Genomic DNA, 21,692 nt, shown 5'->3' with positions numbered 1-21,692 from the left:
CACTAGCTGTCTTTTTGATTAAGATTTGTACCCATCTTTACGAATCTGCTGCTTCTATTCTCTAAACAACTACGCTGCTTTGAAACGACGCGACTTTGTAGGACTGTCCGGCCTCGCGGCCGGGGCCCTGTTCCTACCTCATTTCCCCAGCTTGGGCGGCACGCCCGTGGATGCTGCCCGTCTGCTGGAACCGGGCCTCGACGCGGCCCAGAAAAAACGCCTGGCCGACGCAGCCCTGAACGCCGCCAAGAGTGCCGGCGCCAGCTACGCCGACGTGCGCATTGGCCGCTACCTCAACCAAAGCGTTTTCACCCGCGAAAAGCAGGTGCAGAACATTGCTAGCGGCGAGAGCTTCGGCGCGGGGGTGCGCGTACTGGCTAATGGTACCTGGGGCTTTGCCGCCACTAATGTGGTGACGGAAGCGAGCCTTGCCAAGGCCGCCCAACTGGCCGTGTCCATCGCCAAGGCCAACGCCAAGGTGCAGAAGGAGAAAGTGCAGCTGGCCCCGCAAAAGGGCTATGGCGAAGTGAGCTGGCGCACGCCCATCAAGCAAAACGCCTTTGAGGTGCCGGTGGCGCAGAAGGTAGAATTGCTGCTGGCGGCCAATGCGAAGGCCCTTGACAATGGCGCCAGCTTCGTGAACTCCTCCCTGTTTCAGATTAACGAGCAGAAGTATTTCGCCAGCACCGATGGCTCCTACATCGACCAGGACGTGCACCGCATCTGGCCCACGTTTTCGGTCACGGGCATCGACCGCAGCAGCGGCAAGTTCCGCTCGCGCGATGCCTTGAGCGCCCCCATGGGACTGGGCTACGAGTACCTCACGCCCCAGGCGGCCGACAAGATTCTGGGCGCCGCCGGCACGGGCCTCATCGGCTACCGCAACTCCTACGACATGCTGGAAGACGCCGCCCTGGCCGCGAAGCAGGTGAAGGAAAAACTCACGGCCAAGTCGGTAGCGGCTGGTAAGTACGACCTCGTGCTCGACCCCAACCACCTGGGCCTGACCATTCACGAAAGCGTGGGCCACCCCTTGGAGCTGGACCGCGTGTTGGGCTACGAGGCCAACTACGCCGGCACCTCCTTTGCCACATTAGAATGGAAGGAAAAGAAAATTCCTTATGGCTCGAAGCTGGTGAACATTGTGGCCGACAAGCTGCAGCCGGGTTCGCTGGGCGCGGTGGGCTACGACGACGAGGGCGTGAAAACCAAGCGCTGGGACCTCATCAAGGACGGCATGCTGGTGAACTATGAGAAAATCAGGGACCAAGCCCACATCGTGGGCCAGAGCGAATCGGACGGCTGCTGCTACGCCGATTCGTGGAATTCGGTGCAGTTCCAGCGCATGCCCAACGTGAGCCTGCAGCCCGGTAAGGCCAAAATGAGCGTCGACGACTTGATAAAGGGCGTGGACAAAGGCATTTACATCGCCGGCCGCGGCTCTTACTCCATCGACCAGCAGCGCTACAACTTCCAGTTCGGCGGGCAGGTGTTTTACGCCATCGAGAAAGGCCAGATTGCGGGCATGCTTGAGGACGTGGCCTACCAGGCTAATACCCAGGAATTCTGGAACAGCTGCGCCGCCATTTGCGACGAGTCGGATTACCGTTTGTTCGGCTCTTTCTTCGACGGCAAAGGGCAGCCCAGCCAGGTTTCGGCGGTGAGCCACGGCTCGGCCACCACGCGCTTTAATGGCGTGAACGTGATAAACACGGCGCGCAAGATTGGCTGATTGAACGGCTTTGAAAGAACGTCATGCAGAGGGCAGCGAAGCATCTCGCGTGCTGAAGTAATTATTTACTACCCCATGCGAGATGCTTCGCTGCGCTCTGCATGACGTTTCGAAATCATTAAGCACTCTCCACATTAGATAAATCATGGCCATTCTCTCCAAAGACGAAGCCCAGACAATACTGAAAAAGGTCCTCAGCTTCAGCACTGCTGATGAGTGCGAGGCCACCCTCACTGGCAGCACGGGCGGCAACGTGCGCTCGGCCCGCAACACCATTAGCACCGCCGGGGCGGTTGAGAATATGTCATTGGCGGTGCAGGCGCGCTTTGGCAAGCGCAGCGGCACGGCCACCTGCAACGAGTTCGACGACGCCAGCCTCAAGCGCTGCGTGCAGCGGGCCGAGGAAATTGCCCGCCTTGCCCCCGAAAGCCCGGAGTACGTGCCCTTGCTCGGCCCCCAGAGCTACCTGGCCTCGCCTTCCTCGTTTGCGGCACGTACGGCCGCCATCACGCCCGACTACCGGGCCGAGCAAATCGGGGCCAGCATGGCGCTGTGCGAGCAAAAGAAGCTCAGTTCCGCCGGCTTCTTCAACGACTCGGCGGGGTTTGTGGCCAAGCGTAATTCCAAGGGGCTGGAAGCATACCAGCAGGTGAGCAACCTTGATTTTTCCATCACCGTGCGCACGGCCGACGGCACCGGCTCGGGCTACGCCATTGCCAACTATACCGATTTGGCGAAGTTCGATGCAGCGCGGCTCACGCGCGTGGCAGCGGATAAGGCCACGTCCTCGGTGGGCGCGAAGGCCATTGAGCCGGGCAAGTACACCGTGATTCTGGAGCCGGCCGCGGCCATCGATTTGCTCAACAACATGATGGGCGCCATGGACGTGCGCAACGCCGACGAAGGCCGCAGCTTCCTGAGCAAGAAGGGCGGCGGTAATAAGAAGGGCGAGAAGGTGTTCGACGAGCGGGTGACCATCTACTCCGACCCCACCAACCCCGACGTGCCCGACCTGACATTTGCCGCCGACGGCCGCCCCCAGCAAAAAGTGACCTGGGTGGAAAAGGGCGTAGTGAAAAACCTCTACACCTCGCGCTACTGGGCCCAGAAATCGGGCGCGCCCGACATCCCGCCCCCCGGCGGCTGGATAATGCAGGGCGGCACCCAAAGCACCGCCGACCTCATCAAGGGCACGGCCAAGGGTATTTTGGTGACGCGCCTCTACTACATTCGGGCCGTCGACCCGCAAACGCTGCTTTACACGGGGCTGACGCGCGACGGGACGTTCTACATCGAAAACGGCCAAATCAAGTTTCCGGTGAAGAACTTCCGCTTCAACGAAAGCCCGGTGATTATGCTCAACAACCTGGAGGCGCTGGGCAAGCCCGTGCGCCTGAACGGCAGCTTGGTGCCGCCGCTCAAAATCCGGGACTTCACCTTCACCAGCCTCTCCGACGCGGTGTAACAGAACGTCATGCAGCGCGCAGCGAAGCATCTCGCTTGCCACCACTATTCACTGGTCTGCAACAATTGAATTACCCCTGCACGCGAGATGCTTCGCTGCGCGCTGCATGACGTTCTTTTAACAGTTCAAACTGACCTTCTGATTTCATGAAAAGACGCGACTTTGTGGGCCTCACTGGCCTGGCCACCGGGGCCCTGTTCCTTCCCAGCTTCCCCAGCCTCGGCAGTGCCGTCGACCCATTGCGCCTGCTGGAGCCCGGCCTCGACGTGGCCCAGAAAAAACGCCTGGCCGACGTGGGCCTGAACGCCGCCAAAAGCGCTGGCGCCAGCTACGCCGACGTGCGCATCGGCCGCTACCTAAATCAGAGCATCTTCACCCGCGAAAAGCAGGTGCAGGGCATCAGCAGCACCGAGAGCTTCGGCTTCGGCATCCGCGTGATTGCCAACGGCACCTGGGGCTTCGCCAGCACCAACAACGTGACCGATGCAGGCATTGCCAAGGCCGCCCAGCTGGCCGTGCAGATTGCCAAGGCCAACTCTAAAGTGCAGAAGGAAAAGGTGCAGCTGGCCCCGCAAAAGGGCTATGGCGAGGTGAGCTGGAAGGCTCCGATTCAGCAAAACGCCTTTGAGGTGCCCATCAAAGACAAGGTGGATTTGCTGCTGGGCGTGAACGCCAAGGCGCTGGATTTGGGCGTGTCGTTTGTGAATTCCATCCTCTCGCAGGTAAATGAGCAGAAGTACTTCGCCAGCACCGACGGCTCCTACATCGACCAGGACATTCACCGGATTTATCCCTCGTTTGGCGTCACGGCCATCGACCGGGCCAGCGGCAAGTTCCGCTCGCGGCAGGCGCTGAGCGCGCCGGTGGGCATGGGCTACGAGTACCTCACGCCCAAGGCGGCCGACAAGGTGGCCGGCCCGACCGGCTCCGACATCATCGGCTACAAAAACAGCTACGACATGCTGGAAGACGTGGCCGCCGCCGCCAAGCAGGTGAAGCAGAAACTGACGGCCAAATCGGTGGTGCCCGGCAAGTACGACCTGGTGCTCGACCCGCACCACCTGGGCCTGACCATTCACGAAAGCGTGGGCCACCCCTTGGAACTGGACCGCGTGCTGGGCTACGAGGCTAACTACGCCGGCACCTCCTTCGCCACGCTGGAGTGGAAAGCCAAGGGTATTCCCTACGGCTCAAAAGTGGTGAATATTGTGGCCGACAAGGTGACTCCCGGCACGCTGGGCGCGGTGGGCTACGACGACGAGGGCGTGAAAACCAAGCGCTGGGACCTTATCAAAGAAGGCCGCCTGGTGGACTATGAGAAAATCCGCGACCAGGCGCACGTGGTGGGCCAGAAGGAATCGGACGGCTGCTGCTACTCGCAGAGCTGGCAGGACGTGCAGTTCCAGCGCATGCCCAACGTGAGCCTGCAGCCCGGCAAGACACCTTTGAGCGTGGATGAGTTGGTACGCGGGGTGGACAAGGGCATTTACATCGCCGGCAATGGCTCGTTCAGCATTGACCAGCAGCGCTACAACTTCCAGTTTGGCGGGCAGGTGTTCTACGCCATCGAAAAGGGCAAAATCACCGAGATGCTGGAAGACGTGGCCTACCAGGCCAACACCCAGGAATTCTGGAACGCCTGCGCCGCCACCTGCGACGAGCGCGACTTCCGCTTCTTCGGCGCCTTCAACGACGGCAAGGGCCAACCCTCGCAAAGCTCGGCCGTGAGCCACGGCAGCAGCACCACGCGGTTTAACGGCGTGAACGTGATTAATACGGCGCGGAAAATTGGCTAATTGAACGGCTTAGTATGAACGTCATGCCGAGCGTAGCCGAGGCATCTTGTGTGCGGCAATAATCAAGACGATGGCAACGAAGCGAGCGAGATGCCTCGGCTACGCTCGGTATGACGTTTCTGAATCATTCAGCCCTCAACAATCAAAATTCAACCCTTCCTCATGGCCATTCTCTCCAAAGACGAAGCCCAAACCATACTCAAGAAAGTTCTCAGCTTTAGCACGGCTGACGAGTGCGAGGCCAACCTCAGCGGCAGCACCGGCGGCAACGTGCGCTCGGCCCGCAATTCCATCAGCACCGCCGGGGCCAACGACAACACCTCGCTGGCCGTGGAAAGCCGCTTCGGCCGCCGCGCCGGCACTGCTACCTGCAACGAGTTCGACGATGCCACCCTCCGCCGCTGCGTGCAGCGGGCCGAAGAAATTGCCCGCCTCGCGCCCGAAAGCCCGGAGTACATGCCGCTGCTCGGGCCCCAGCAGTACCTCGACGGCAGCCGCTCCTACGTGGCGGCCACGGCCGGCATCACGCCCGATTACCGGGCCAACCAAATCGGGGCCAGCATGGCACTGTGCGACCAACGCAAGCTCAGCTCGGCGGCCTTCCTGGATGATTCGCATGGCTTCATCGCCAAGCGCAACTCCAAGGGGTTGGAAGCCTACCAGCAGGTCAGCAACATTACGTTTTCAATTACGGTGCGCACGCCCGACGGTACGGGCTCGGGCTACGCCTCGGGCGACTACGTGGACGCCAGCAAGTTCGACGCGGCCCGCTTCACCAAAATTGCGGCCGACAAAGCCGCGTCGTCGGTGAAAGCGCGGGCCATTGAGCCAGGCAAATACACCGTGATTCTGGAGCCCAACGCGCTGCTTTCCAACGTGGACACCTCGCTGCTGGGCGCGCTTATGGGCTCGCTCGATGCCCGCAACGCCGACGAAGGCCGCAGCTTCCTGAGCAAGAAAGGCGGTGGCAACCGCAAGGGCGAAAAGCTGTTCGATGAGCGGGTTACCATCTACTCCGACCCGCTAAACCCAGAAATTGCCGACGTCACGTTCAGCGGCGACGGCCGGCCGCAGCAGCGCACCACCTGGATTGAAAAGGGGGTAGTGAAGAACCTTTATTCCAGCCGCTTCTGGGCCCAAAAGGCCGGCATTCCCGACCTGCCCCGCCCCAATGGCTGGATAATGGAAGGCGGCACCCAAACCACGGCCGACCTTATCAAGGGTACAGCCAAAGGCATTCTGGTAACACGCCTGTGGTACATCCGCCCCGTCGACCCACAAACGCTGCTCTTCACCGGCCTCACGCGGGACGGGACTTTTTACATCGAAAACGGGCAAATCAAGTTTCCGGTGAAAAACTTCCGCTTCAACGAAAGCCCGGTCATCATGCTTAACAACCTGGAAGCCATCGGCAAGCCCGTGCGCCTGAACGGCAACCTGGTGCCGCCGCTCAAAATCCGGGACTTCACTTTCACCAGCCTCTCCGACGCGGTGTAATCCCATTTCAGACTGAAGGAAAACGGAACGTCATGCTGAACGCAGTCGAAGCATCTCTACCGCAATACTAAATGTTATTAGTTACGCGGTAGAGATGCTTCGACTGCGCTCAGCATGACGTTCTTTTATTCCTACATTTAATTATTCCAACACCTTTTACCCTTCTGCAACCTTATGAAAAGACGTGACTTTGTGGGCCTCACCGGCCTGGCCACCGGGGCCCTGTTTTTGCCGAGCCTGCCGGGCTTCGGCCACACCCCCGTCGACCCTGCCCGCCTGCTGGAACCGGGCGCCGACGTCATCGTGAAAAAGCGCCTGGCCGATGCGGCCCTGAACGCCGCCAAGGCCGCCGGCGCCAGCTACGCCGACGTGCGCATTGGCCGCTCGCTCAACCAGTACGTGTTCACGCGCGAGAAGCAGGTGGAGAACATTGTGAGCACCGAGAGCTACGGCGTGGGCATCAGGGTGCTCGTGAATGGGTGCTGGGGTTTTGCCTCTACCAGCGTGGTGACGGAAGCCAGCCTGGCCGCTACAGCCCGCGAGGCCGCCAACATTGCCAAAGCCAACAAGCTGGTGCTGAAGGAGCCCGTGCAGCTGGCCGCCCAGCAGGGCTACGGCGAAGTGAGCTGGAAAACGCCCATCCAGCAGAGTGCTTTCGAGGTGCCCATCAAGCAGAAGGTAGAGTTGCTGCTGGCCGCTAACGCCGCCGCGCTCGATGCCGGGGCCAATTACATCAACTCGGGCTTGTTCCAGGTGAATGAGCAGAAGTACTTTGCCAGCACCGACGGCTCTTACATCGACCAGGACATTCACCGGCTCTGGCCCACCTTCAACGCCACGGCGGTGGACACCAAGAGCGGCAAGTTCCGCTCGCGCGAGTCGCTGAGCGCGCCGGTGGGCATGGGCTACGAGTACCTCACGCCCAGCGCGGCCGAGCAGGTGCGCGGCCCGCAGGGTACCGACACCGTGGGCTACAAGCTGCGCTATGACCTGCTGGCCGATGCCGCGCTGGCCGGCAAGCAGGCCAAAGCCAAGCTCAGCATGAAATCCGTCACGCCCGGCAAGTACGACCTCGTGCTCGACCCCGGCCATCTGGGCCTGACAATCCACGAGAGCGTGGGCCACCCCACCGAGCTCGACCGCGTGCTGGGCTACGAGGCCAACTTTGCCGGCACCAGCTTTGCTACCCTGGAATGGAAGGCGAAGAACCTGCCCTACGGCTCGAAGGCGGTGAACATCGTGGCCGATAAGCTACAGCCCGGTGCGGTGGGCACGGTGGGCTACGACGACGAGGGCGTGAAAACCCGCGAGTGGGATATTATCAAGGAAGGCAAGCTGGTGAACTACCAGAAAATCAGGGACCAGGCGCACATCGTGGGCCAAAAGGAATCGGACGGCTGCGCCTACGCGCAAAGCTGGGAGGACGTGCAGTTCCAGCGCATGCCCAACGTGAGTTTGCGCCCCGGCACCGCCAAAATGAGCCCCGACGAGATGGTGAAAGGCGTGGACAAGGGCATTTACATAGCCGGCGCCGGCTCGTTCAGCATCGACCAGCAGCGCTACAACTTCCAGTTTGGCGGCCAGCTGTTTTTCGCCATCGAGAAAGGCAAAATCACCGAGCCGCTGGAAGACGTGGCGTATCAGTCGAACACCCAGGAATTCTGGGGGGCCTGCGCGGGCTCATGCGACGCGTCGGACTACCGCTTGTTCGGCACCTTCTTCGACGGCAAAGGCCAGCCCATGCAGTCGTCGTCGGTCAGCCACGGCTCGGCCACCACGCGCTTCAACGGCGTGAACGTCATCAATACGGCGCGCAAAGTTTAGCCTCCCTCACCCCTACTTCTGCAAATTCATCATGGCCATTCTCTCTAAAGAAGACGCTCAGGCCCTTCTAAAAAAGGTACTCACCTACAGCACCGCCGACGAGTGCGAAGCCTCCCTGCGCGGGCGCACCACCGGCAACATTCGCTACGCTCGCAACAGCGTGAGCACGGCCGGCGCCCAAGATTCCGTGTCGCTGGCCGTGGAAAGCCGCTTCGGAAAGCGCAGCGGCATTGCCACTTGCAACGAGTTTGACGACGCCACTCTGAAGCGTTGCGTCCAGCGGGCCGAAGAAATTGCCCGCCTCGCGCCCGAAAGCCCCGAGTATGTGCCCATGCTTGGGCCGCAAACCTATTTGAACCCGCCCTCAACGGCCACCACGCAGCTCACGGCCGCCACCCGCGCCCAGGCCGCGGCCGACAGCATGAACCTGTGCGCCGCCAAAAACCTCACCGCCGCTGGCTTCCTCGATGGTGGTACCAGCTTCGTGGCCAAGCGCAACTCCAAAGGCCTGGAAGCCTACCAGCAGTCCACCAACACTGACTTTTCGGTGACGGTGCGCACGGCCGACGGGCGCGGCTCGGGCTACGCCATTGCCGACGCGACGGACCCCGCCAAGCTCAACGCCAAGGGCCTCACCCAGCGCGCCGTCGACAAAGCCCTGAGTTCGGTCAACGCCCGAGCCATCGAACCCGGCAAATACACCGTGATTCTGGAGCCCGCCGCCCTGATGGCGGGCGACGACCTGTCCTTGCTGGGCGGGCTGGTATTTGGCATGGGGGCCCGCGAGGCCGACGAGGGCCGCAGCTTCCTGAGCAAGAAAGGCGGCGGCAATCGCAAGGGCGAAAAGCTGTTTGATGAGCGCATCACCATCTACTCCGACCCCATGAACCCGGAGGTGCCGGGCAATGCTTTCGACGGCGACGGCCTGCCCACCAAGCGCCAGACCTGGGTAGAGAAAGGCGTGGTGAAGAACTTGTTTTACAGCCGCTTCTGGGCCGAGAAAAACAAGGTGCCGGCCACGGCTTACCCCAACGGCTTCATCATGGCCGGCGGCACGCAAAGCACCGCCGAACTCATCAAGGGCACAGCCAAAGGCATTCTGGTCACGCGCCTGTGGTACATCCGCGAAGTCGACCCGCAGACGCTGCTCTTCACCGGCCTCACGCGGGACGGGACGTTCTACATCGAGAACGGGCAGATTAAGTTTCCCATCAAAAACCTGCGCTTCAACGAAAGCCCCATCATCATGCTCAACAACATCGAGGCCATTGGCCGGCCCCAGCGCCTGGCCGGCTGCCTGATTCCGCCGCTGAAAATCCGGGACTTCACGTTCACCAGCCTATCGGATGCGATTTAAAGTCGAAAGCAGAAGAACGTCATGCTGAGCGCAGCCGAAGCATCTCTACTGCAATAGTAAATAAATTACTTGCGCGGTAGAGATGCTTCGGCTGCGCTCAGCATGACGTTCAATGATTGTTTTAGGCCCTACTCCTTGCCTCCAAACTGTAGCGCCGCGTACACCTGAAACACCCGATTTTGCAGCCGCGGGTCGTTGATGCCGCTCAGGTTCTTGGCGTCGTTGATGTCGTTGAGGCCAGCCACCAGGCGGCCGCCGAGCGAGAAGCTGCTGCCCAGCTTGAGGCCCACGCCGCCCACCACGCTGAAGTCGCCACGCTTGAACTCGCTGGTGGCCGGGCGCGACTGGTTGCCGTAGGCAGGCTGGCCATCGGGCGTGAAGCCTACCTGCAGGTTGCCTTTCTGGTTGGCGCTGAGCAGCACACCGAACTGCGGGCCGGCCTCCACGAACACCGGCCCCACGGTGAGCTTGGCCAAGATGGGCACGGTGAGGTAGTGCAGCTGGCTGTCGTAGTCGGTATAAGCCGATTTCAGGTTGCCGCCTTGCAGCGAGTACTGCACCTCCGGCTGAATGGACAGCGGCCCCAGTAGGTTGGCCTGGTAGAAAATGCCAACGTGGTAGAAGGGCTTATAAGAAGATGTTTCCCCGTCGCGGCCCGTCAGCTCGGCCACGTTCAGGCCGCCTTTGATGCCGAATTGGGCATGTGCCAGCGGCAGTAAAAACAAACTCAGGAGAGTAATAAGCAGCAGCTTTTTCATAGCAAACAAATAGGAATAGGGTGATGGAAATAGATTAAAAACTTTTGCAGCTTCGGCCGTAGCTTCGGCAGCAAGCCGCTGTGTTGGTTTGGTTTGCATACCGCGGGCATTCGGCAAAAGGTTGTGGATTCGGGCGCTGTATTTGACCACCTTTTTCACCGCTAAACCAACGCCGAAAGCAACGCCATTATTTTCAGTGCGACTATTGCCCGGACGCCTGGTTTATTTTCTTCGTTTTTTACGTCCCTCTCCTTCCCTATCGTGCCCGCTGCCCCTTTCACCTTCGTGCGCCTGAAATACCACTCCGGCGACTGGGACGCGGTGGACGAGCGCATGCCCGCCAACCTGCTGCATTCGCTGGTGCAATACACCAAAGTGCCCGTCGACCCCAAAGAAAAAGTAGTGGCGCTGGATAGCCCGGAGCTGTTCAACTACCCTTTCTGTTACCTCAGTGGGCACCGGCTGGTGCAGTTCTCCAGCGCTGAGAAGCAGAATTTTACCCAGTACGTGCGCAACGGCGGCTTCGTGTTTGTCGACGACTGCAACCACGACATCGATGGCCTGTTTGCCCGCTCATTCGAAGAGCAGATGCGCCAGTGCTTCGGCACCGGGGCGCTGAAGAAAATCCCCAAAACCCACCCCATCTACTCCCAATTTTTCACCTTCAAAGACGGCCCGCCCAACACCGGCTTCGAACTCAACGGCTGGGGCGACGACTTGGTGCACGACTACTTGAAAGCCATTGAAATCAAAGGCCGCATCGGGGTGCTGTATTCCAACAAAGACTACGGCTGCGAGTGGGACTACGACTTCCGCAACAAGCGCTTCCTGGCCGAAGACAACACCAAGTTTGGGGTGAATATTCTGCTGTATGCTTTGACTTAATTGGTTTTTGGTTGCTGGTTTTTGGTTTTTGGCCCAATCCCAGATGGACGAAAGCACTTAGGCCAAAAACTAAAAACCAGCAACCAAAAACCGAAGATGAACGAACAAGAAGTAAAAACCCTCCTCGCCAAGCTGCCGGTCCTCAAGGCCGAAATTGCCAAGGTCATTGTGGGCCAGGCGGAGGTGTTGGATGAAGTACTGGTGGCCCTGCTAGCCGGCGGGCACGCCCTGCTCGAGGGCGTGCCCGGCCTGGCCAAGACGCTGCTGGTGCGCACGCTGGCCGCCGCTACCGACTTGCCTTTCCGCCGCATCCAGTTCACGCCCGATTTGATGCCGACCGACATTCTCGGCACCGAGGTGCTGGAGGAAGAACATGGTACCGGCCGCCGCTCCTTCACCTTCAAGCCGGGGCCCATTTTCGCCAGCTTGGTGCTGGCCGACGAAATCAACCGCACGCCGCCCAAAACCCAGGCCGCCCTGCTGGAGGCCATGCAGGAGGGCCACGTCACCTACGCCGGGCAGGAGCATGCGCTGCCCCGCCCTTTCTTCCTGCTGGCCACTCAAAACCCGATTGAGCAGAGTGGCACCTATCCCCTGCCCGAGGCGCAGCTCGACCGGTTTTTGCTATACGTGCGCATCGGCTACCCCACAGCCGAGGAGGAGCTGGCGGTGCTGCGCGGCACCACCGGTGCGGCTGGGCAAACGGTGCGCCCGGTGCTGGGCGGAGCCGATATCCGGGAGCTGCAGGCGCTGGTGCGGCAAGTGAGCCTCAGCCCTGAGCTACTGGACTTTGTGAACCGGCTGGTGCGGGCCACCCGGCCGGCCACATCGGAAGTGAAGTTTATCAAGGACTACGGCCGCTGGGGTGCGGGGCCGCGGGCCGGGCAGGCGCTCATCCTGTGCGCCAAAGCCCGGGCCCTGCTGCACGGCCGTTTCGCCGCCACACTGGAAGACATTCGCACGCTGGCGCCACCAGTGCTGCGCCACCGGGTGCTACTGAATTTCAACGCCGAAGCCGAGAACCTGACGCCGGACGACGCGGTGGCCGAGCTGTTGAAAGCGGTAACGGTTTGATTCGTGTCATAACAGGAGGTCATGCTGAGCGCAGTCGAAGCAACTCTACTGCGAGAGTGATTCATTTACTGCTGCGGTAGAGATGCTTCGGCTGCGCTCAGCATGACGTTTCTTACTTTTTGAAACCATCCCCAAAATGCTTTCCCCCGAACTCCTGCACGGCCTGCGCAACCTGCCCCTGGCCGCTCGGCAAGCGGCCGAGGGCTTTCTCAACGGCGCGCACGCCAGCCGGCGGCACGGCGCGGGCATGGAGTTCAGCCAATACCGCCCCTACCAGCCCGGCGACGACTTGCGCCGCCTCGACTGGCGCCTGGCCGCCCGGTCCGACCGCTACTACCTGCGCGAGTCAGAGGTGGACACCAGCCTGACCGTGCACCTGCTGCTCGACGCCAGCGCCAGCATGAACCACCGCGACGACAACGGGCTGCGCAAGCTCGACTACGCCCGGCTGCTGCTGGCCGCGCTGGCCTACCTGGCAACCCAACAGGGCGACGCCGTGGGTCTCAGCATTCTCAGCCCGGCCGGCCTGCGCCACCTCGCGCCCCGCGCCGATGCCCGCCAGCTGCCCCGCCTCTACCACGCCCTGGAAACGGCGGAGGCCCAGGGCAGCTTTCCGACGCCCGAAACGCTGGCCCCGCTTACGGCTCGGCGGCAGCGCGCCCTCGCGGTGTGCGTAAGCGACTTGTATGAGAAAGCAGGCGAAATCGATGCGCTGCTCACCCGCCTGCGCGCCACCAGCGGCGAGGTGCTTCTGCTGCACCTGATGGCGCACAACGAGCTGACATTTAGCTACCGGAGCGCCGTTACATTCAAAGACCTAGAAACCGGCCAAACCCTACAGCTTGATGCTGACCAGCAGCGGCCGGCTTACCTGCAACAGCTGCAGCAGTGGCTGCGCGAAACCGCCCAGCAGGCCCGTCGCCAGGGCTTCGATTACCATTTGCTCGACACCGCGCAGCCGCTCGATGCCGCGATGCGGGAGTTTCTGCGCCGGCGCCAGCTTGCCGGTTAATTCTCAAAGCCACCTTTGCCGCGGTTTCCCCGTCTGTTACCACGTTTCTGATTTCGTAATTCATTGTTCGCGCTGCTCAACCCTGCCGCCCTGCTGGCCCTCACGGGGCTGCTGGTGCCGGTGGCCATTCATCTCTGGAACCGCCGGCCCGGCCGCGAGGTGGCCGTGGGCAGCCTGCGCTGGCTGACCGCGGGCGCCAACCGCCGCCTGCGCAACCTGAAGCTGGAGCAGCTTTGGCTGCTGCTGTTGCGGGCCGCGCTGCTGGCGGTGCTGGCCGTGGCGGTGGCTGGCCCGGTTTGGCAGCAGCCCCAGCTCAGCAGCCGGGGCGTGGTGCTGCTGAGCCCAGAGGTGCAAGGGCTGCCCGCACTGGCGGCCCTGAAACCCACCATCGATTCGTTGCGACGCCGGGGCTACGGGCTGCGCTGGCTGGCGGCGGGCTTCCCGCGGCTGTCGGGCAGCCGGTGGCGGGCGGCAGGGCAGCCGGGCGCCGCCGATTCGGCCGGGGCTAATTTGAACGCAACATTCACTTGGGCGCGTGTACAGCAGGCTGTGGCGGTATTTCCCGGCCAGCCGCTGCTTGTGGTAACAAGTGCCCGGCTGCGCAATCTGTCCGGCAGCCACGCGCCATTGCCGCCGGGCATACGCTGGCAGGCGCTGCCCGACACTAGCTCCGCTTCCTGGCTGGCAGCTGCCCACAGCTTCGGCGACAGCTTGCAGTTGCTGGTGGGCCACAGCCGCGAAGCCGGCACCACCTACCGACGGGAAAAAGTGCGGGAACAGCACCATGGGCAACTCATTCGGGTGCCCGGCCTGGCTCCCGTGCGCTTTCTCTCCGATAAAGAAGGGCGTGACTACTTCGTGCTGGCTCCGACGGGTGCGCAAAGGTCCGATTACCAGGTTGATGTGGGTATTCCGCCGCTGGTTATCGATGTCTATGCCACGCCGGAATTTGCGGCCGATGCCCGCTACCTGGAGGCCGCCTTGCGGGCCGTCGCCCTTGGAATGCCCATTCCGCCTCAGTTGCGCCGGGTATCGGCCCCGCCCCGGCATCTTACGGGCTGGACGTTCTGGCTTTCGGCCGAACCCCTGCCTGCGGGGCTGCGTGAGGACCTAAAAACATTTGGCAGCCACCTCTGGCAAGAAGCCGCAGACGTGGGGGTGGCCGATACTTCGACTTTGGTAACTGAGTCGCCGTCGGCTTCGGTTCGGATATTTCGGCGGGGGACCGGGCGCGTAGCTGTGGGGCAAGAAACGCTGTGGGCCGATGGCTTGGGCCGCCCGGTGCTCTCGCGACAGGCACTGGGGCGAGGCGGTATCTACCAGCTACATACCCGCCTTTCGCCTGCCTGGAGCCAGCTGGCCGACGACCCCGAGCTCCCGGCCCGGCTGCTGGCCCTGCTGCAACCCGAAGCCACCGATGCAACGGCTCCGATATTGTATCGCCCTCGCAACCTTGCTTTAGAGCAGCGCTTGCAGCATTTCGACCGGCGCGTCCTCGACCCCTCCCAGCTAACTGCCGGCCCCCGTTTGCTGCCAACCAACGCCCCGGTTCAGCCGATGAGGCAGCGCATCACCGAACTGCGGCCGTGGCTGGTGCTGGTGGCCGGGCTTTTGTTTTTGTTAGAACGCCTGCTGGCTCGCCGTCGCGAAAATCGAATTTTGCACCCCACGCTATGAGTCAGACCACCAGCTCGCAAACTGCTGCCGATGTTGCCGCGGCGCGGCGGCTGCTCCGCGCTGCCGGGCTAAGCTATGTAGCTCGCTGGGCAGTAGCAGTGCTGCTGCCGGCGCTGGCCGCCTGCCTGCTACTGGGGCTGCTGGCAGGGCGGTGGCCGGCAGCCGGATGGGCATTGTCAGGGGCCGTAGCGCTGGTTCTGCTGCTGACGGGGTGGCGGCTGTGGCCGCTTCGGCAGCTCCGCGCGGCCACGATGGCGGCCCAACTCGACCGGCAGTACCCGGCGCTGGAAGACAGCTCCGGCTTGCTGGGGCGCGAGGCCAGCGACTTGAATTTGCTGGAACAGCTCCAGCAGCGCCGCGTGGCCCAGCGGCTGCAGGAGCTGCACGACGCCGGGCACCTCCGACTGCCGGTTTCGTTTGGCCTCTCGCTTGGGCTGACGTTGCCGTTGCTGCTGGCCAGCGCGGCCGCCTGGTGGTGGCCCGGGCGCCCCGCCCCTGCTTCGCCGCCACCGGTGGCCGTTCATTTCAATAACAATCCGGCCGCCGCTACGGGCCCAGCCGTAGCGCGCATTAGCGAAACCCAGCTGCTGGTGACTCCGCCCGCCTATACCCGGCAGCCGGCTTTTGCCCCGGCGCAGGCGTCGTTTCTGTGCCCGGAAAGCTCGCGCGTGCGCTGGCAGGTGCGGGTAAGCGGCACCAAGCAGTCGGCCGGCCCCGTACTGGAGCTGGGCCGGCGCGTGGTGCCCCTCAAGCCCGTGCCCGGCCAGACCGGCCTGTTCTTCACTGAGCAAGTACTAACTGCTTCTGCCCTTTATCGGCTGCGTTATGCGGGCACGGTTTCAGACGACTACGCCATCGACGTGCGGCCCGACCAGGCGCCCGTCCTGCGCATCAGCACCCCGAAGCCCTACACGCTGGTAGCCGCCATGGGCCAGCGCCCCGAGGTGCCCATCCGGGCCACCCTGCGCGACGACTATGGCCTGAGCCGAGCCGAGTTGGTCATCACCGTGGCGCAGGGCCAGGGCGAAGCGGTGAAGTTCCGGGAGGTGCGGCGCGACCTAAGCGACGGCCTCGGCGGTACGCAGGCCAGCCTGGGCAGCCTGCTCAATCTGCCCAGGCTGGGCCTCACCTACGGCGACGAACTGTATTTCTACTTCTCTGCCCGCGACAACGCTGGCCACACCGCCCGCACTGATTCTTACCTGGTGCAATGGCAGGACACGGCCGTGGCCGACAGCGCCCCCGACTTGGGCATGGGCGTGAAGGTGGCGCCCGCCTATTTCCGCAGCCAGCGCCAGATTATCATCGATACGGAAAAACTCATTGCCGAAAAGGCGAAGCTGGACGCCGCCACCGTGGCCAGCCGGGCCAACGCCCTGGGCTTCGACCAACAGACGTTGCGCCTGCGCTACGGCAAGTTTCTGGGCGAAGAGTCGGAGGCCGGCATTGGAGCGCCGGCCCCGCGTGCGCCAATTGCCGAAGACGAAGACGCACCCGCAGCCCCCACGGCCGATGCACCAGAGCACGACGAACACGGCCACGACGAGCACGACCACGCCGCCCCGTCGGTGTCGCCCGCCAAGGCCTCGCCCACGGCCGCAACCGACGCTCTGATGGACCCCTACATTCACAAGCACGACGACGCCGAAACCGCCGATTTCCTGGAGCCGGCCATCAAGACCAAGCTCCACGCCGTGCTCGACCAGATGTGGGCCGCCGAGCTGCGCCTGCGCACCGGCCAGCTCCAGGCGGCCCGCCCCTACGAGTACCGCGCCCTGCGCCTGCTGAAGGAGGTGCAGCAGCAAACCCGTGTGTTCGTTAAAAAGGCCGGCTTCACGCCCCCACCCCTGCCTGAAGCCACGGTGCGCCTCACCGGCGAGCTGGCCGGGGCGGCCGTGCCCCACCGGCAGGAACAGATAACGGCCCCGGTTGCCCAGCCCGCCGTGCGGGCGGGCCTGCGGTGGCTTTCAACCCAAGCGACAAATTCTCAAACCAACCCGGCCGATGCGCGCCTGCTCGACCAGGCCGGCACCGTGCTGGCTGGGGCGGCTTTGACGCGGCCGGGCGTGTATCTGCCTGCCCTTAAGGCCTTGCGGCAGTTGGCCGCCGACGTTCGGGCCGGGCGGCCGGCCTGCCCCGAGTGCCGCCCCGTGGTGGAGCGCGCCCTCACCGACCTGCTGCCCGCGCCCGCGCCCACACCGGTTTCGGCCGCTGGCCCCGACCGGTTGGGGCGCCGTTACTTCCAAGAGCTCAGCCGCTAGCATGCCCGCTATTTTGCACCCGACTTCTTATTTCGTTTTGCTGGCTTTTTGCGTGCTGCTGGGGCTGGGCTTGGTAGCGCTGGCCTGGCGAGGCCGGCGGCGCCGGGTGCCTCGGGCCCTTGCGGGCGCGGCGGCAGCCGCAGGCTTGTGGTTCAGTGCGTTTCCACCGCTGCGTCAGGTGCCCTCGGCGCGCGGCCAGGCCATTTTACTAACCGAGAATTATTCGCCCGATACCCTGCGGCAGCTGCTGCGCCGGCTGGGGCCGGGCACGCCGGTGTGGGCATATGGTGGTACGCCTGCGGCGGGCGCCCGGCCATTGGGCTCTTTGCTGGCCCTGGCCGAACAGCGGCCGGCACTGCAGGGCCTGCACCTGCTGGGACAGGGCTTGCCTGCGGCGGAACTGCCACTGCTCGGCACGGTACCCATCAAATGGCATCAGCCGGTAGCAAGGGCAATGCTGAACACCGCTTTTTGGAACGCCCAGCTAACGCTAGGTGAACCCCTTCGAGTAGAGTGTTCCGCTTTTCTGCCAAAAGGGGCGGCTCCGGCCTGGGTGTGCCTGCGGGCAGCCGGTACGGTGCGGGATTCGGTGCGGGTGCCGGCGGGCGGAGGCGCATTTCGCTTGCGCTACCAGCCCAAAACCACCGGATTGGCCGTCTACGAACTGCTGCTTCGCCAGGCGGGCCGGGTGTTGGCTACCGAATCGGTGCCGGTGGAAATTACCGTTCCGCAGCTGCCGTCTGTGCTGCTGCTCGCGGCCACTCCCTCCTTCGAGTTCAAGTACCTCAAAAACTACTTAGCCGAAGCCCATTACCCGGTGGCCCTGCGCACCAGCGTGAGCCGCGGCCTGGTGCAGACGGATTTTGTAAACCAGCCCTCGGCCCCGCTCGACCGCCTCACCCCTGCCCTGCTGGCGCGCTACACTATGGTGGTAGCCGATGCCGCTACAATGGCCGCCCTTACCCCCGCAGAAGCCGGCACGCTGCAAGCCGCCATCCGCGGGGGCCGGCTGGGGCTGGTGGTGCTGGCCGATGCCGCGCCGCTGCCCCGTGCCGTGCCCGGCCGCGCCGACTTTGCCGCGCAGCCCCGCGCCGCGGCCCAGTCCAGTGCACAGCTTCTCCGCTGGCCCGATGCGCCTGCCGAGGCCCGGGCCCCGCTGCCCACGCAGCTGCGTACGGCACCTGAACTCAACTCTTTGGTCACCGGGCCTAAACAGGTAGTGGCCGCCGCCCGCCGCCGTGTGGGGCTGGGCTTCGTGGTAGTATCGGCAGTGCCCGAGACTTTTCAGTGGGGCTTGCAGGGGCGCGGGCAGGTTTACAGCTCGTTCTGGAACCGGTTGCTGACGGCCGCTCAGCCGCCCGCCGTGCCCCAGGCAGCCTGGCGCGCCGGCACGCGGTGGCCACGCCCGGGCCAGCCGCTTACGCTGCACCTAACAGCAGCTTTTCCCGAAACCCAACCTACGGTTCGGGCGCTGGCCGGCGGCCCCCCGGTGCGCCTGGCCTTGAGCCAGGATACCCGGCTGCCCGAGTGGAGCACGGGCCAGTTCTGGCCACAGGCGGCGGGTTGGCACCAGGTGGACGGGCCGGGCCGCACCACGCACCGCTTCTACGTGTACCCCGCCGGGGCCTGGGCCGGGCCCGAGCAACAGGAGCGACAAGCGGCGCTGGCGCAACGGGCATCCGTTGCTTCGGGCACCAGCCCCGCCACCACGGTGGCCCAGCCGTGGCCGGCGGGGTGGTTTTTCGCGCTATTTCTGCTGGCGGCGGGGTACTTGTGGCTGGAGGAAAAGCTTTGATACTGCCTACCTGGCACCTATTCGCTTCTGCCAGGCCGGGTATTCTTTCTCCAGCAATTCGGCGGGCCAGGTGCTGGCATATACATAGCCGGCCCGGCGCTCGTTTTCAATCTCGCTAAGCTGGTAATGCACCTGGCTGTCGCGCCCCACATAAATGGGCCGGTTGGTGCCCAGCTCGTAAAAACGAGCCCAAAGCGTGGCACCCGGCTGAGGCACAATCACCCGGTCGCGGTGGCTTTTCTCCTGCGGGGCGGCTATTTCCTTGAGCGCATAGCCGGTCATTTTCACCTGCTCAAACCAAGCCACGGCCCCCTCGATGGCGGCCTTCACGGCCGGTGTGGCCGGCTCTTCCATCAAAAAGCGTACAATACCCACCGACTCGGCCCCGCTGAGCGAAGGCAGCTCGAAGGCGCGGGCCTTGGCCGGCTGCAGGCTCACCTCGTCGTATTGGGCGCACCAGGCGGTGGGCCGGCCGTTTTGCACCACTTGGGTTTTTAGGATGCAGTCGACGCCGCGGGCCACAGCAGCTTGCGCCAGCGGCACCAGCGCAGGGTCTACGGCGGCGTACCGCTCCTCTTTCCGGGCCACGCGGCGCAGCACAGTCAGGGCCTTCACCATGGCGTCGTCGTTGAAGGTAATTTCGCGGCGGTAGCCGCTCAGGTCGGGGTAAAACTGTGGAAAGCCGCCGTTGGCGTACTGCATTTTCAGCAAATAGCGAATTCCGTTTTCGGCCCCTAGGCGGTAGGCCGGGTTGTGGGTTTGCTGGTAGGCTTTGAGCAGGTAGTGGATTTCGCGGGTGGTGGCGTCGTTATCGATAGTGGCGTCGTTCTGGTTTTTGCTGTCGAGCAGGCCCGCGCGGGCGCCCGCGCTCAGGCGGGCCGCGTAGCTGACTTTCACCTCGCCCAGCGCTTTGGGCCAGCCGCCCACGGCCCGCTGGTAAAGCAGCATTTTTTCGGCAACGGTATCGACCTGCACGACCTCCTTTGCCGCGGCAAGCACTTCAGCTACCGCTCCCGTCAGCGGGTTCCAGCGCCCGCCGAAGGTCCAGGCCGGCGTCAGTTCTTTGGGCTTGGGCGCACCCTCGGCAGTGCTTAGGTTGTCTTTCATCCAGGCATAGTCGCCGCCCTGGCGGTGGCAGCCAGCGTAGTACACGCGGCGACCCCATTGCTTGGGGCCGGGGCCCGAAGCGGCATGGTAGATGTCGGCATCGGCCATGTTCTTGGCAAACTGGCAATCAACCAAATAAAACTGCGCCTCCCGGTGAAAGCGCCCCAGCTTGAAGCCGTCGTCGCCCGAGAAGGTGCAGCGGCGCAGCACGGTTTTCGAGTCGCGGCTGCCGGAGCCGTCGTGCCAGATGGCCGCCTCCTGACTATGGCAGATAAAGCGGCAATCTTCGGCGTAGGCCCAGCCGCGCGGGCAGTAGAAGTCCACCCCACCTTCCATGGTGCAGTCCTTGAAGTAATAGGCGCCGGCCTCCGTGTCCCAAGGGCTCACCGTGTCGCCGCCCAGGGCCCTGAAGGTGCAGTGCCGTGCGATGAGGCGCGTGGCGCCGGGCAGCGCCCGCAGGGCCATTTGGTGGCCGGTTTTGCGCACGACTTTATGGCCGTCGGGGGCCGAGGGGCAATCGATGGTTACGTCGCCCGCGGCGTCGAAGCCGTAGCTGTTGACGACGCTCAGGTTTTCAAGGGTGATGTCGGGGCTGTTGCGCAGGTTGAGGGTGGCCACGCCCCAGTCGCCGGCCCGGGCGTCGGGGCCGCACAGCCACTGGTCGCGGGCCTGCGCGAAGGTCAGCACCACGCCCTTCTCGCTCTGGCCCTTGAGCACTAGGTTGGCTTTGCCATCGATGTACACCTTCTCGCGGTAGGTGCCGTTTTTGACGAACACCGTGCGCGGCCGGGCCGCCGTGGCCGGCAGGCTATTGAGGGCTTCCTGAATGGTACGGAAGTTACCGGAGCCGTCCGCGGCCACTGTCACGGTTTGGGCCAGGGCCGGGCGCAGGCATAGGCCCAGCAGCAAAAGAATCAGCAGCCCCAGCAGGCGCAGCGCGGTTTTTTTCATCAGCAAAATGGAGAGAGGGCCTAAGCCAGAAAGTCGTCGCGGCGCGGGGTGAATGCGTCGACCAGCACGCCGGCCTCGAGGCACTCCACGCCGTGCCAGGCCAGCGGCGGCACATAGCAGCTGTCGCCCGTGCGCAGCGTCTGCGTTTCCTCACCGATGGTGTAGGCAAAGGCGCCGCTTTCCACGTAGCTCAGCTGGGCATGTGGGTGGTTGTGCCGGGCGCCCACGCCACCGGTTTCGAAGGCCACGCGCGTGAGCATCAGGTCGGGGCCGTGGGCCAGTACCTTGCGCCGCACACCGTGGCCAGTGGTTTCCCACTCGGCCTGGCCGTCGGTCACGAAGGCATGAGGCACAGTTGATTCGGAGGCGACGGTCGTCATGGCGGGGCGGGTTGGGGGTAAAAAGGGACGCTAAAAATCCGACAGGTTTATGCCTTGGCCAAGGTATTGGCCGCATTTACTTGCGCAATCGTTCCCGATAACGTTGCCACATCCTGCCTTC

Annotated in this window: 15 protein-coding genes; 12 read left to right on the top strand and 3 right to left on the bottom strand. The window is 63.5% G+C overall.

Annotation, left to right across the window (positions count from 1 at the left end; all coding sequences use genetic code 11):
* The first annotated feature begins 79 nt into the window (after positions 1 to 79).
* The 6 genes from I2I01_RS21010 (at position 80) to I2I01_RS20985 (ending at position 9,671) form a co-directional block, all read left to right on the top strand.
* The gene (locus I2I01_RS21010; protein ID WP_196288489.1) at positions 80 to 1,732 is read left to right on the top strand and encodes a TldD/PmbA family protein; all 1,653 of its coding nucleotides are present in this window, start codon (positions 80 to 82) and stop codon (positions 1,730 to 1,732) included.
* Between the two features lie 145 nt (positions 1,733 to 1,877).
* Complete coding sequence (locus tag I2I01_RS21005) at positions 1,878 to 3,197, top strand: TldD/PmbA family protein (RefSeq protein WP_196288488.1); 1,320 nt, start codon at positions 1,878 to 1,880, stop codon at positions 3,195 to 3,197.
* Positions 3,198 to 3,343: 146 nt separating this feature from the next.
* Complete coding sequence (locus tag I2I01_RS21000) at positions 3,344 to 4,993, top strand: TldD/PmbA family protein (protein WP_196288487.1); 1,650 nt, start codon at positions 3,344 to 3,346, stop codon at positions 4,991 to 4,993.
* Between the two features lie 162 nt (positions 4,994 to 5,155).
* Positions 5,156 to 6,490 (top strand): TldD/PmbA family protein, encoded by a 1,335-nt coding sequence (locus I2I01_RS20995; RefSeq protein WP_196288486.1) that lies wholly within the window; start codon positions 5,156 to 5,158, stop codon positions 6,488 to 6,490.
* Between the two features lie 174 nt (positions 6,491 to 6,664).
* Positions 6,665 to 8,314: a TldD/PmbA family protein gene (locus I2I01_RS20990; protein WP_196288485.1), complete on the top strand. Its 1,650-nt coding sequence runs from the start codon at positions 6,665 to 6,667 to the stop codon at positions 8,312 to 8,314.
* 31 nt (positions 8,315 to 8,345) lie between these two features.
* Positions 8,346 to 9,671 (top strand): TldD/PmbA family protein, encoded by a 1,326-nt coding sequence (locus I2I01_RS20985; protein WP_196288484.1) that lies wholly within the window; start codon positions 8,346 to 8,348, stop codon positions 9,669 to 9,671.
* A 128-nt stretch (positions 9,672 to 9,799) separates the two neighbouring features.
* Here the strand turns inward: I2I01_RS20985 and I2I01_RS20980 are convergent, their stop codons facing one another.
* Positions 9,800 to 10,429, bottom strand: a complete 630-nt coding sequence (locus tag I2I01_RS20980) for a porin family protein (protein WP_196288483.1) — start codon at positions 10,427 to 10,429, stop codon at positions 9,800 to 9,802.
* 261 nt (positions 10,430 to 10,690) lie between these two features.
* On the opposite strand from I2I01_RS20980, the gene I2I01_RS20975 reads away from it, so the two are divergent.
* From I2I01_RS20975 to I2I01_RS20950, 6 genes are all read left to right on the top strand, one after another.
* On the top strand, positions 10,691 to 11,314 hold the full coding sequence (locus I2I01_RS20975; protein WP_196288482.1) for a DUF4159 domain-containing protein: 624 nt from the start codon (positions 10,691 to 10,693) through the stop codon (positions 11,312 to 11,314).
* Between the two features lie 96 nt (positions 11,315 to 11,410).
* Positions 11,411 to 12,388, top strand: coding sequence for an AAA family ATPase (locus I2I01_RS20970; RefSeq protein ID WP_196288481.1), 978 nt, complete (start codon positions 11,411 to 11,413; stop codon positions 12,386 to 12,388).
* A gap of 136 nt (positions 12,389 to 12,524) precedes the next feature.
* Positions 12,525 to 13,400, top strand: a complete 876-nt coding sequence (locus I2I01_RS20965; protein WP_196288480.1) for a DUF58 domain-containing protein — start codon at positions 12,525 to 12,527, stop codon at positions 13,398 to 13,400.
* 63 nt (positions 13,401 to 13,463) lie between these two features.
* Positions 13,464 to 15,077 (top strand): BatA domain-containing protein, encoded by a 1,614-nt coding sequence (locus I2I01_RS20960; protein WP_196288479.1) that lies wholly within the window; start codon positions 13,464 to 13,466, stop codon positions 15,075 to 15,077.
* Positions 15,074 to 17,338, top strand: coding sequence for a DUF4175 family protein (locus I2I01_RS20955; protein ID WP_196288478.1), 2,265 nt, complete (start codon positions 15,074 to 15,076; stop codon positions 17,336 to 17,338). The genes I2I01_RS20960 and I2I01_RS20955 overlap by 4 nt, the downstream gene beginning before the upstream one ends.
* Before the next feature lies 1 nt (position 17,339).
* Complete coding sequence (locus tag I2I01_RS20950) at positions 17,340 to 19,133, top strand: hypothetical protein (protein ID WP_196288477.1); 1,794 nt, start codon at positions 17,340 to 17,342, stop codon at positions 19,131 to 19,133.
* Between the two features lie 6 nt (positions 19,134 to 19,139).
* Here I2I01_RS20950 and pelA read toward each other — a convergent pair whose 3' ends face one another.
* Positions 19,140 to 21,191 (bottom strand): pectate lyase, encoded by a 2,052-nt coding sequence (pelA, locus tag I2I01_RS23330; RefSeq protein WP_211538080.1) that lies wholly within the window; start codon positions 21,189 to 21,191, stop codon positions 19,140 to 19,142.
* A gap of 20 nt (positions 21,192 to 21,211) precedes the next feature.
* On the bottom strand, positions 21,212 to 21,571 hold the full coding sequence (locus I2I01_RS20935) for a cupin domain-containing protein (protein WP_196288476.1): 360 nt from the start codon (positions 21,569 to 21,571) through the stop codon (positions 21,212 to 21,214).
* Positions 21,572 to 21,692: the final 121 nt, after the last annotated feature.

Origin of the sequence: Hymenobacter properus (assembly GCF_015694735.1) — a bacterium.
Taxonomy (GTDB): Bacteria; Bacteroidota; Bacteroidia; order Cytophagales; family Hymenobacteraceae; genus Hymenobacter; species Hymenobacter properus.
Note: the sequence above shows the minus strand (reverse complement) of the source record. Positions and strands in the feature narration are given on the sequence as shown.